This is a genomic window from Flavobacterium sp. UBA7682 (genome assembly GCF_002482945.1).
Taxonomy (GTDB): Bacteria; Bacteroidota; Bacteroidia; order Flavobacteriales; family Flavobacteriaceae; genus Flavobacterium.
In genome coordinates this window covers 53,349-65,749 of the sequence record NZ_DLGY01000030.1, presented here as the reverse complement: position 1 = coordinate 65,749, position 12,401 = coordinate 53,349, and the positions used below count along the sequence as shown (strand labels likewise).

At 36.2% G+C, this 12,401-nt stretch carries 8 protein-coding genes; 5 read left to right on the top strand and 3 right to left on the bottom strand.

Going from position 1 to position 12,401, the window contains the following annotated elements; genetic code table 11:
- Window positions 1–33: 33 nt before the first annotated feature.
- Window positions 34–1,923: an ATP-binding protein gene (locus tag B3C16_RS08470; RefSeq protein WP_291130881.1), complete on the bottom strand. Its 1,890-nt coding sequence runs from the start codon at window positions 1,921–1,923 to the stop codon at window positions 34–36.
- 435 nt (window positions 1,924–2,358) lie between these two features.
- On the opposite strand from B3C16_RS08470, the gene B3C16_RS08465 reads away from it, so the two are divergent.
- Window positions 2,359–2,922, top strand: coding sequence for a hypothetical protein (locus B3C16_RS08465; protein ID WP_291130878.1), 564 nt, complete (start codon window positions 2,359–2,361; stop codon window positions 2,920–2,922).
- 136 nt (window positions 2,923–3,058) lie between these two features.
- Here the strand turns inward: B3C16_RS08465 and hemN are convergent, their stop codons facing one another.
- Window positions 3,059–4,423, bottom strand: a complete 1,365-nt coding sequence (gene hemN, locus B3C16_RS08460) for an oxygen-independent coproporphyrinogen III oxidase (protein ID WP_291130876.1) — start codon at window positions 4,421–4,423, stop codon at window positions 3,059–3,061.
- 71 nt (window positions 4,424–4,494) lie between these two features.
- Window positions 4,495–6,039, bottom strand: a complete 1,545-nt coding sequence (locus tag B3C16_RS08455; RefSeq protein ID WP_291130873.1) for a T9SS type A sorting domain-containing protein — start codon at window positions 6,037–6,039, stop codon at window positions 4,495–4,497.
- 233 nt (window positions 6,040–6,272) lie between these two features.
- Here B3C16_RS08455 and B3C16_RS08450 point away from each other — a divergent pair, with 233 nt between their 5' ends.
- From B3C16_RS08450 to B3C16_RS08435, 4 genes are all read left to right on the top strand, one after another.
- A complete protein-coding gene (locus B3C16_RS08450; protein ID WP_291130871.1) occupies window positions 6,273–10,199 on the top strand; it encodes a choice-of-anchor I family protein in 3,927 nt (1,308 codons plus the stop codon).
- A gap of 117 nt (window positions 10,200–10,316) precedes the next feature.
- Window positions 10,317–10,910, top strand: a complete 594-nt coding sequence (locus B3C16_RS08445; RefSeq protein WP_291130869.1) for a TetR/AcrR family transcriptional regulator — start codon at window positions 10,317–10,319, stop codon at window positions 10,908–10,910.
- A gap of 63 nt (window positions 10,911–10,973) precedes the next feature.
- On the top strand, window positions 10,974–11,852 hold the full coding sequence (locus tag B3C16_RS08440) for a hypothetical protein (RefSeq protein ID WP_291130867.1): 879 nt from the start codon (window positions 10,974–10,976) through the stop codon (window positions 11,850–11,852).
- 4 nt (window positions 11,853–11,856) lie between these two features.
- On the top strand, window positions 11,857–12,345 hold the full coding sequence (locus B3C16_RS08435) for an acyl-CoA thioesterase (protein ID WP_121314271.1): 489 nt from the start codon (window positions 11,857–11,859) through the stop codon (window positions 12,343–12,345).
- The last annotated feature ends 56 nt before the right edge of the window (window positions 12,346–12,401 follow it).

Below are 12,401 nucleotides of genomic sequence, written 5' to 3'. Positions count from 1 at the left end.
TTTTAAGCACAGTTCTTTGTTAGCTGTAGTGCCTTATTTTTCATTCAATTCTTTTATTATTTTAAACCAACTTTCTATTTCATCATAGCAGTCTAGTTCTATTAAATGTTCTTTGGTAATTTGTTTAGTAAGCTTACCATTTGCTATAGATTTTACTATTTTTTCGTCATTAATTTTCTTTGTTTTACTTGTTACTATTTGCCCAATGTCAGCATTATCCCAATCTTCAATGTCTTTTAAGTCTATTTCAAATTCACTTTCATATAAACAAGCTGGAATGTAATTTTCCATTTCTCTTTTTTTCGTTAAAATCCCTCTTGATGAATTATTTCTTTCATTTATCTTATCAATTGAACTTTTGTATTTATTGTCAGCGTCTTTATCATATAAATGAAATTCTATAACATTTGAACCTTCTAAATATTCTTTATCAACCCAATTAATCAAACTCGAACCACCCATTGGAATTAACTTTATTTTCTCTTTTTCTAAGTCAATAATTTCTTTAAATTCAGGAATAAAATTATTCAAATTTGTTAGGAAATTAATATCATTTGTTCCCTCCAAACAAATGACCAATTTTCCAATGTAAGATGAAAGTCCTAATGTATTAGAAATCGCTTTTAATTTTTGTTCGTCTTTTACGATATAATTTTCACCGTCTTTCTTATCAATTAGTATTAAATTTTCATTTTTAAGTTGTTTAGCAATTTCAGGTGAATGTGTAGTAATTATTACTTGATAACTTTCTTTTTGAGCCAAATCATTTAAAGCAGTTACTAACAAATTTTGATGGTCGGGATGTTGTGAGGTTTCAGGTTCTTCAATAGCATAAATAATGCTTCTATTTTCTTTATTTTTTCTTTCTGCTTCTGCACGAAAATAATTTAATGTTATAAGTCGTCTTACTCCACTTCCTCTTTTATTCATTGGAATATTGTCATCTCCTAAAAATGAAAATGAAAATATTGTATCCCAAGCCTTTGTTGAAACATCAGGCTTTAAAACCTTTGCAAGGTCTGGGTTCATTTCTTTCAATTTTTCAATCGTTTCAATACCAATCTTTTCAGCACTTTCTTTTATTAGTTTTGTTACTTCTTCCAATTTATCGGTAACAGTTTCTATTGCTCTTTTAGTTATTATTTTTAATGGGTCTTGAACCTCTTTATCTGTGTCTTTATTAACTCTATCAGCTTGAAATAAAAAGAAAAGAGGTAAATCTTTTGATAAGCTTTCCCAGATATTTTTGCCATCTTCTTTATCTATTGGCATTTCTATCGTTGAGATTTTTGTTAAATCAGAAACGCTATAAATAGCTTTTCTAATTTCAGCTCTTTTACGTTTATCAAAATCAACAGGAATTTTTTTATCCGTATCTGGGTCATAAGGTCCAATTTCTAATCCTTTATCTAAATTATCTAATTTATTATTGTTTTGAAGTTCCGAAAGAGCAAATGCGATATCCTCTTTTTCAAGAACTTTTTTCAATTCCTCTATCTTAATTGTAGGCAAAGGTTTGTTTGAATATTGACTTGGATAGTTGCAAATTAGAAATGTTTTTAAACTTGCTGCTGTGATTTTCCCTTTACTACAATCCCAAGTTTTTTTAATTTCTAATTCGTCTTTTTCATTGAGTAAGAACTCGTCTTTTAAATTTGTTTTGACATCTGTGTCTATCAAATATTCTTTTGTAGTGTCAACCTTAAAGCAACATCTTATAGATATATAATCTCCATTAAAAACATTTAGATCAGAATAATCAATTTTTATTTTGTCCTCTCCAAAGAAAATATCTAATGCCTCAAGTATTGTAGATTTTCCAATATCATTCTTCCCAATTAGAACATTTAAATTGTCAACAAAGTCAATTTCAATGTTTTTATAGCTTCTAAAGTTTTCTAAAATTAATCTTTGTAAGTACATATTATTTTTTGTTGCAGTGTTTTTGTGGCATTACAGCTAACGTCTTGATAAGTATTATTATTTTATACTCACTTATCAAGTAGTATTTTCTCAAACTTACAAAATTCCCCACCACCAATCAATCCCCATTAATGGGTAATTTAAGTCAAGTTATCAACATAAAATTCTTATAAAAGAAGGTGAATAGGGATAAGGGAAAAGGGATAAGGGAACCTCTACAGTCATTAAATCACATTGCACAAAATTTTCAATAGCGATAAAAATGCACCACAAAATGTGTCATACTTTTCAGTGGCGACAAAAATGTAGCACATAATGTGTCATACTTTTCAGTAGCGACAAAAATGTGCACAATAAATCACCCTGTTTTTCCGTTTTAGTAAACATGCACTTACCCTTTTATGGTTTGACCAATAGGGTACTAACCCATAATCTATGAGGAGAAAATCTCAGGAAATCAAGGGCATGCTGGGGTTTACCCAAGACGAAATGGCCCAACTTTTAAAGCTTCACCGCACTACCGTGTCCCGTTTTGAGTTGGGCAATGGTCATATCCCTCACCGTTCAAACGTACTGTTGGGCGTCATGCTCAAATACAGCCAATCGCCTGAAGCTAAGGCTGACCTGCCCGAAGCGCTGGAAGAACAACAGGCACTGGAGGTCGTTAAACTACAGAAAATGATTAAGGAAAACGAATACCAGTATGAGCGACTGAGCCGGAAACTGCACAAGGCACAGGCCAACTATGCCTATAACGAAAAAGCCGTGAAGCTCCTGTATTTCCTAAGGGAACGAGCCGCTGAACTGCCCGAAGTGTCCCCCGATGTATTGCGTCTTTTGGAAAATAGGGTGAAAGCTTCGCTCCAAAAACTGGGCAAAGCCGATGTGTTAGCTTTGGAATTGCAGGTCGATTTATTAGTCTACCAAAAAATGCTGTTGGAACGAAAACAGTACGAGATTGGCGCTAACGGCAATGAGAATAATGCATCGCTAGTTTAACAACTAAGCATACGAAATCTTAGTGACCTTTGCGTAAAACTTTGCGGGCTTTGCGGTTAAATTTAGTCACAGTCGCAGTCGCCAGTTTAACCACTAAAATTCACAAAGCAGATGATCTTCGAGGTAAACTAACCGGCTAAACCGTCATCGAGAACAATTGTGTTTGTGGTGTTTTGCGTTTCAACCTTAAATCAAAAGCCATACAGATGTTGCGCACAAAAGCTTTTCCTTTTTCGGTTACAACCAAACGGTTGGGTTGCATTAATAACAATCCATCGCTTTCCATTTCGTGGAGTTGTGCTAATACTTCGGGAAGTTCTTTAAAGTATAAGTTGTCCTCTTTCCATGATGTTTCAAATTGGCACATCAAGTTAAGAATATGACGGCGAATGATTAGGTCTTCTTCGGTTAAAACGTGCCCACGGTAAACCGGTAATTCATTGTTGGCCAAACGAGCATAATAGGTTTCGATTTCTTTTTCGTTTTGAGCAAAGGCATACCAACTGTCACTGATAGAAGAGACGCCTAAACCAATCATCAATTGGGTTTTAGATGCCGTATAACCCATAAAATTACGATGTAACTTTCCGGCTTTGAAGGCTTTGTACATGGTGTCTTCTTCCAAGGCAAAGTGATCCATTCCGATTTCATGATACCCTTTTTTAAACAAAAGAGTTTTGCCTACTTCATAAAGTTGGCGTTTCTCATCATCTTTCGGAACATCTTCGTCTTTGAAACCACGTTGTCCGTTGCCTTTAATCCATGGTACGTGTGCATAACTGTAAAATGCCAAGCGATTAGGGGAAAGCGAATTGGTTTTTTCAATCGTGTCAACCACATTTTCTAATGTTTGAAAAGGTAACCCGAAAACCAAATCATGTGAAATCGAAGTATAGCCTATCTCTTTCGCCCAAAAAGTTACTTTGGCCACATTGTGAAAGGGTTGAATTCTATGTATAGCGGTTTGTACTTTTTCGCTGTAATCTTGCACGCCATAACTCACTCTTCTAAAACCTAAATCATATAGTTTTTGTAAATGTTCTCTGGTAGTATTGTTGGGATGTCCTTCAAAACTGAATTCGTATTCGCTAGCTTTTTTGGCTTTGCGAAGAATTCCGGTAATCAATCGCTCTAAGTTTTCAGTAGAAAAGAAAGTTGGTGTTCCGCCGCCCAAATGAATCTCTTTGATGATTGGTTTAGCCGAAAATAAATCACAATACAAATCCCATTCTTTCAAAACAGCGTCTATATAAGGATGTTCTACTTCATGGCGTTTGGTAATGCGTTTGTGGCAACCGCAAAACGTGCACAAACTTTCGCAAAAAGGCAAATGAATGTAGAGACTTATGCCTTCAGAAGCATTACTTTCTTTAAAGCTTCGTAAAAATGTTTGTTGCCATTTCGATTGAGAAAAAGAAGCTTCATCCCAATAAGGAACTGTAGGATAACTGGTGTATCTCGGACCGGGAACGTTATATTTTTGAATTAATGAAACTGACATAGTACTACTTTACAAGGACAAAAGTAGTTTGGGTTTTTACCAATAAAAATGACAATTGTCATGTAAGCCAATTATTCTTTAATCACTTTTATTATTTGTTGGCTTAATTTCAGAAAATAAGTTCCGGTGAAAATATTCGTCAAGTCAAGGATTGTATCGTCAGTCTCAATTTCAAAGCTTTTTAAGTTTTGTCCCAAAATAGAAAACAATTCAGCTTTTCCACGATAACCAATTGAAGAAAGTGTAATAAAATCTTTGGTCGGATTCGGATAAACTACCAGTGAACTTTGATTGTGGTTCGGAACGTCTAAAGTTGCCGGATTTAATTTGGCCAAAAAAGGATAATATTGAAAATCATCAGTTCCGGCTTGTAAATTGTCAAAATTGATAACCTCATTTGCCATTCCGGATACCATAACACTTCCGTCAGGTAGAATACTGATGCCATCGGTTCGGTCTTCAGAATTACCACCGGCTGTTTTCGCCCAAAGCACATTACCTTGCGGTGAATATTTTAAAATCAGTACGTCACTGTTGGAACCAACTTGGGTTTGCGAACTCACATTGGTATTCCATTGAATAGTACCTTGTGTTTTTCCGGCCACATAAATATTTCCTTGATTGTCAAGAGTTAAAAAGTTGCGTTGACCAATTTCGGCACCACCGCTTCCCGGAACTTCTTTTACCCATTGTACTGTTCCGGTCGAATTGAATTTAGCCAAAAAGAAATCATAATTGCCCATCGGACCTTCGCAGGTGATGTCGCCAATCAAAAAAGCGTCAAATAAATGTGAGCTGAAATAGACTTCATCCGGTGTTCGGGCAATGACCATTGGTTCCGGACAAGTAATGTCTTCTACATAATGCATCCATTGCATTTGTCCGGTCGGATTGTATTTTACGACATAAACATTGTATAAAAAAGGCGCGGGCATATTGGTACCGTTGAAGTTTGCGTTCATTTCGGCACACGAACCAGCCGCGTAAATATTGCCTTCTGTATCTATACTGACAGCGCTGAGGAGTTTTACTTGAGTTTGTGTGATGAGTTGCAAAGAGTTTCCATTAGCATCCAATTTTTCAATAAAGGAATTTTGATAATCGTCATAACCTATAAATACGTTTTGTTGGCTGTCAATCGCCATCGCATTGAAATGTTGGGTAAAATCACCCGGAATTACTTTGTGCCACAGCAGTTCACCATTGGCATTGAATTTTAGTAATAACGGATTTACGTTTAGCAAATTGGTGGTCAAATTAAAATTGTCAATAGTAATTGAAGTAAGATAGGTTACAGCCATATATAGATTTCCGAAATTATCAGTGATCAATTTATAAGCATGTACATCACCATTGATATTTTTAGTGGAAACCAAAGTTCCATTTGTATCATATTTAAGTAAAGCAAGATTGCCAAAAATATCAGTATAAGCCGTTGCATTATTTTTAAATCCGCAAACATAAGTATTCCCTTGATGGTCTGTTGCGTTTGGATAACTGATCATTCCCGGATTCATACTAAAAGTGATGCTTGGCGTTCGCAGCCATTCAAAAGTCTGCGCTTGTGATACCAATTGGAACAGGATCAAAAGTGTAAGTAAGTAATTCTTTTTCATGATTTTAGTCTTGATGATTGATATACCAAAGATAGGGAAAAGGTGAAAAGGCGCTACAATTTGCAGGTTGACATTTGGTATACAGACCAAAGTAAATTTAACTTAAACAACTTTGCCACTCGCTAACAATTAAGCCACATTAGAAAGGTTATAATTAATAAATCAATGATTTTAAATTAATCATGTTGTAAAATCAATGACGGTATTTTGTGACAAAATAAAACTATACCATTATGTCAAAAAATTACACTACAAAAAGCCTGTTATTCCTCTTAATGATGGCTTTTTCCTCTGTTTCTTGGGGACAAACTTTAGTTCACTATTGGAACTTCAATGACAATAGTTCGATTGCGACCATCACAACACCAACTTCTACACTAGGTGGTGCAGTTCTGACTGCAATTCCTGGTGGTATTAGCGTTATTGATTTTGCCGGAGGAACGGGACAAAATTTTAATGTTTTGAATTTGAATGCTCGTAACAGCGATGTTTCCGGAACGCATTTACGCTTTAATGACCCGATTGGCGGTGCTTTAGAATTTGCTTTGCCAACAAGTGGTTATGAAAACATCATTGTGAAATTTGCGACACGTCGTTCCGGTTCAGGTGCAGGAACACAATCTTGGTCTTATTCTTTAGATGGAACCAATTATGTTGCTTTTACAACTGTAAATCCGAATAACGGTGATCCGGCTTTAGCCACTTTAAATTTTTCGGCGGTAACCGGTGCGAATAACAACGCCAACTTCAAATTAAAAGTCGAGTTTTCCCAAGGTGATGGCGGAACCGTTGGGAACAATCGTTTTGACAATTTTACGGTTGAAGGTTCATCGCTTGGTGGTACAGATACAGTAGCTCCAATTGCCACTTTTTTACCAACCAATACAACTACTAATGTGGCTGTAACTGCTAATCCTACCATAACATTTAATGAAGCCGTTCGTTTACTGGACGATTCAGCAATTAATGATACGAATGTGGATGCTTTGGTTGAATTGCGTTTGAACAATGCAACCGGAACTCTAGTGCCGTTTGATGCTACTTTTTCCGGTAATGTGATCACTATTAATCCAACGGCAGTGTTGGCTAATAATCAAGCATATTATGTGTCTTTGTTACCAAATCTGGTGGAAGATTTGAGTAATAATGCTTTGGTGACTTCTGCATCAGCAACATTTACAACTATTGCTAACCAAACGGTGTTTTCTGCCGGTGATATTGCTTTTGTAGCTTACAGAATGAATGCTACAGCTACTGAAGATGAAGTAGCTTTTATCACTTTCGTGGATATTATTGCAGGTACTTTTATCAACTTTACCGATTCGAAATACACCACAAATTCACCGGCGCAATGTGCCAACGGAATTGTATGGACAGCAACGCAATGTGTTCCGGCTGGTTCTGTGGTGACTATCCAAACTTCTGCCTTACTTTCTAACAGCGGAACAGTAACCGGTTCAGGTTTCGGATTGAGCTCTGGTGGCGATCAAGTGATTGCTTATACCGGTTCAAATGCTAATCCCAATTATCTTACGGCTTTAACTTCTAACGGATGGGTTGCTACAAACACATCATGCGGTGGAAGTTTATCAATGTTACCAGTCGGTTTAACCGATGGAGTTTCATCTTTAAATACAACAACATCTCCGGGAAATGTTGCCGGAAATACAGTCAATGCTTTTTACAGCGGAACACAAACCGGAACACCGGCAGCTTTAAGAACATCGATTTTGAATCCAGCCAACTGGACAGGTGTTGCGGGTGGAACGGCAGCTCAAACTTGGCCAACCTGGAATTTCCCTAGTTCGTTGCAAGTACAAAGTGTATCAGTGATAAACAATACAACTATTCAAGTTACTTTCAACAATAACTTAGATATAACTTCGGCTTCTAATATTGCTAATTATAACGGTGTACCTAATTTAGCTTCAGTAACCGTTTTAAATAACATTGCAACCTTAAATTATTCAATCGGTTTTGCTTCGGCAACCAACTATACTTTGGTGATTAGTAATGTGCAAGATTCCACTAATGCCTTGATGTCTTGTCCATTCTCATATCCGTTTTCTTACAATACTTCAGTAAGCTTAGCTTCGAATTTTATCACGGTAAATGAAACGGCTGGCACACTTTCTTTTGTAGTTAATTTGTCAAGTCCGGCGACAAGTTCGGTAGATTTAGTAGTAAAAGGAACGCCTTTCAGTACGGCTGACAGCAACGATTTTACTTTGGTAACACAAACTTTAAACTTTAACGGTTCAAGTGCTTTGACACAAACCATTACTATTCCAATTATTGACGATATTTTGGAAGAACAACAAGCGGAGTACTTTGTGTTGAGTCTTGAAAATGCAGTAGGTTTATCAATTTCAGGAACTCCAACTGCAACGGTTTATATTATTGATAACGACAGATTAGCGCCGGTTCCAAACAACCAAATCGAGTTAAATTATATTGGTAGTTTTGATCCATCTGGTAGTAATACAAGTACTTGTGAAATTGTAGTTCATGATCCGGTTTCTCAACGATTATTTACAACGAGTGCGATTGCAGGATTTTTAGATATTATCAATTTTAGTGACCCAACAACACCAACAGTAGTAAGCTCAATCGATATGAATTCATACGGTGGCGTAACTTCGGTTGCGGTTAAAAATGGAGTAGTAGCAGTGGCTTCGCCTAATGCTGATGAAACTTTGAACGGTTCTGTCGTGTTTTTTGATACCAATGGCGTTTTCTTAAAACAAGTTACTGTTGGCGCTTTACCTGATATGATTACGTTTTCACCGGATGGAACTAAAGTAATGACAGCCAATGAAGGTCAGCCAAACGCTAACTATTCTGTCGACCCTGAAGGTTCAGTAAGTATTATTGATATTTCTGGCGGAATTGCTGCTTTGACACAAGCCAATGTAACTACCTTATTGTTTACGGCTTATAATGCGCAAGAAGCCACTTTAATTGCATCGGGTGTTAGAAAATTAAAATTGACAAGCACTATGTCTCAAGATTTCGAACCGGAATACATAACAATTAGTGCTGACTCTCAAAAAGCTTGGGTTACTTTACAAGAAAATAATGCTATTGCTGAAATCAATTTGGTAACAACTTCATTCACCGATATTTGGGCACTAGGAACCAAAGATGTTAGCGTTCCGGGGAACGGAATGGATATCTCTGACAATAACAACCAAGTATTAATTGCCAACTGGCCAATTCAAGCGTTCTACATGCCGGATGCCGTTGCCAGTTACAATGTTGGCGGTGCAACTTATATAGTAACGGCCAATGAAGGAGATGAAAAAGAGTACACAGGATTTGTAGAAAGAACTACCGTTGGTGCGGCTTCTTATTTGTTAGATGCTGTGAATTTTCCAAATGCAAGTGTCTTGAAACAATCGTATAATATGGGTCGTTTTAGAGTTTCTAACTTAAGCGGAAATACAGATGCTGATCCTGAATTTGAAACCATCAATGCTGTTGGAGCGCGTTCATTCTCTATTTTCAACGCTACAACTAAACAATTAGTTTATGATAGTGGTGATGATTTCGAAATGTTTACAGCAGCTAATTTACCAACACTTTTCAATGCAGACCATGAAGATAATGTAGCCAAAGGAAGAAGTCGTGCCAAAGGACCGGAACCGGAAGGTGTAACGGTTGCTCAAATTGGATCAGAAACTTTTGCTTTTGTTTCTTTGGAAAGAGTAGGTGGTGTGATGGTTTACAATGTAACCAATCCGAATAATCCAACTTTTATAGATTATAAAAACAGTAGAAGTACATCAGCGTATGCTGGTGATCATGGTCCGGAAGGGATTACGTATGTGTCTGCAGAAAACAGTCCAACAGGAACACCTTATATTTTAGTAGCGAACGAAATTAGTGGAACGATTACCATTTTCGAAGTTGACGCAAATGATTTGTCTACACCTGATTTTGAAGGGAATGTGCCAACATTTGTTGTTTTCCCAAATCCTTCTGTGGATAATGGTTTGGTTTACTTCAATCGTACAGCTGATATTGAAGTTTATGATATTTCAGGAAAAATAATTTTATCGCAAAAAGAGGCACAAACTATTGATACGAAAGATTTCAGTGCAGGAATCTATATTATCAAAACCGGTGAAGGCATCGTAAAACGATTGATTATTAAATAAATTGGGTTAGTTATCAATTTGTGAAAACCTCTGATGAAAGTCAGAGGTTTTTTTTTTTAGTCTTAAAATATACCGATAAGTATATTTTGTATATATTTGCTTAATAATAATTTTCAAATGATTTCAAAAGCAGACCGTACCAAACAATTTATTATTGAGAAAATCGCCCCTATCTTTAATTGTAAAGGGTACGCGTGTACTTCGCTCAATGATATGATTGTGGCTACCGGCTTGACCAAAGGAAGCATTTATGGAAACTTTGAAAGTAAAGATGAAGTAGCTTTGGCAGTTTTTGATTATAATTTTCAACTTGTAGTTACTCATATCAGAAGTAAGATGGAAGCCCGAAATTCCATTGTGGAGAAATTGCTTGTTTATCCCGAAACGTATAGAAATTATCTTCAATTGCCATTTTTGCAACACGGTTGTCCGGTGATGAATACCGCTATTGAAGCTGATGGAACGCATCCGCAATTAAAAGCTAAAGCGGCTAATGCCATACAATTCTGGAGAAGTTCAATGGAAAGACAATTGAACGAAGGAATGGCATCAGGCGAAATCAAATCAGATAGTAATACCAACGAAATTTGTACGGTCATTATTTCACTTATACAAGGCGGCGTTATGCAGACAAAAGTTACAGGGAATACAATTGCGCTCAACAGCGGAATGGATTATTTAGTGCGTTTTATCCAAAACCTTAAAGGCTAAAAAAATTTATCATAAAATATACCGATTGGTATATTGTAATATTTAAAACTAAAACCAAAAACAATGAAAAATTTATTCAAAATGATGCTTCTCGGAAGTATAACGCTAAGTAGTGCTATTGAAGCACAAACTATTAAAGGATTCAATCATCTCGAAAGTGTAGTCGCCGATGGACGCTATTTTTATGTCGCCGATATTGGAAAAGACTTAACACCGGATGCTAAAGACGGCGATGGCAAAATTCTAAAACTTGATTCAAAAGGAAACATACTTGAGTCAAATTTTGCCAAAGAAATACTGAATGCTCCAAAAGGTTTAGCGATTCACAAAGACATTTTATTTCTTACCGATATTGACAGAGTCGTGGCTGTTGACAAAAAAACCGGAATGACTTTATACCAAATCGATTTTAGCAATGATGCTCATTTTCTCAATGATATAGCCGTTTGGGATGCGAATACACTTTACGTTTCGGCTACCGATGTAAGCAAATTGTACAAAGTTAATCTCTTAGATAAAACCTATACTGAAGTGGTTATTGATAAACCCATAGCCGGAATCAACGGATTGTTTTGTTATAAAAAAGCAAGTTTATTGTATGTCAACGGTTTGGGAACCAATAACAAATCGAATGGTGTAGTGGGTTTCATTAATTTAAAGAACAATACTTTCACCCAATTGACGGCTGCCGAAGGGATTTATGATGGATTATTTGTAGCCAATGATGTGCTTTACACCAGCAATTGGGTAGCTTATGAAAAGAAAGGAATTTTGCTTTCTATTCAATTGTCAACCCGACGCATTAACCGATTGCCATTGGCCGAACCTATAGCCGGACCGGCTGATTTTATTATAGAAGGCAACAGTTTTGTTGTTCCCGCTATGATTTCGGGAGAATTGCATTTTCTTCCCTATACTAATTCATTAACTCAAAAATTATAAAAATATGGACATAACTCCAAAATCGGTTTATACCGTTCGTTTCAGCGACTGTGATTTATTTGGACATTTAAACAACGCTCGTTACATCGATTATTTTTTAAATGCCAGAGAAGATCATCTTAAAACTTATTACAACTTAGATTTGGTTGAATTCTATCAAAAGAATGTTTCTTGGGTTGTTGGCGGTCACGAAATTGCTTATCTCCGTCCGGCTATGTATAATGAAAAAGTATCCATTCAATCCACTTTGCTCAAAGCCGATGCCGAATATTTATTAGTAGAAATCCAAATGAAAAGCGAAAATGAATCACATCTAAAAGCCATTATGAGAACCAAATTTGTACCCATTGATACAAAAACCGGTAGAAAATCACCTCATGAAGCTTCCTTTTTTGATTGGGCAAAAACCATTGAGAACAGTAAAATTGAACATTACAATACACTAGAAGAGCGAATTAATCAGTTATTGTTCAGAAAAGTATCAGAAATATAACTGTTTGTCAAAAAGCAAATACACAAAAACCGTCGCGATTGCTCGTGACGGTTTTT

Bases quoted from the DNA above. Each gene is read 5' to 3' on its own strand.
- B3C16_RS08470 (WP_291130881.1), bottom strand. From the start codon at position 1,923: ATGTACTTACAAAGATTAATTTTAGAAAACTTTAGAAGCTATAAAAAC.
- B3C16_RS08465 (WP_291130878.1), top strand. From the start codon at position 2,359: ATGAGGAGAAAATCTCAGGAAATCAAGGGCATGCTGGGGTTTACCCAA.
- hemN (WP_291130876.1), bottom strand. From the start codon at position 4,423: ATGTCAGTTTCATTAATTCAAAAATATAACGTTCCCGGTCCGAGATAC.
- B3C16_RS08455 (WP_291130873.1), bottom strand. From the start codon at position 6,039: ATGAAAAAGAATTACTTACTTACACTTTTGATCCTGTTCCAATTGGTA.
- B3C16_RS08450 (WP_291130871.1), top strand. From the start codon at position 6,273: ATGTCAAAAAATTACACTACAAAAAGCCTGTTATTCCTCTTAATGATG.
- B3C16_RS08445 (WP_291130869.1), top strand. From the start codon at position 10,317: ATGATTTCAAAAGCAGACCGTACCAAACAATTTATTATTGAGAAAATC.
- B3C16_RS08440 (WP_291130867.1), top strand. From the start codon at position 10,974: ATGAAAAATTTATTCAAAATGATGCTTCTCGGAAGTATAACGCTAAGT.
- B3C16_RS08435 (WP_121314271.1), top strand. From the start codon at position 11,857: ATGGACATAACTCCAAAATCGGTTTATACCGTTCGTTTCAGCGACTGT.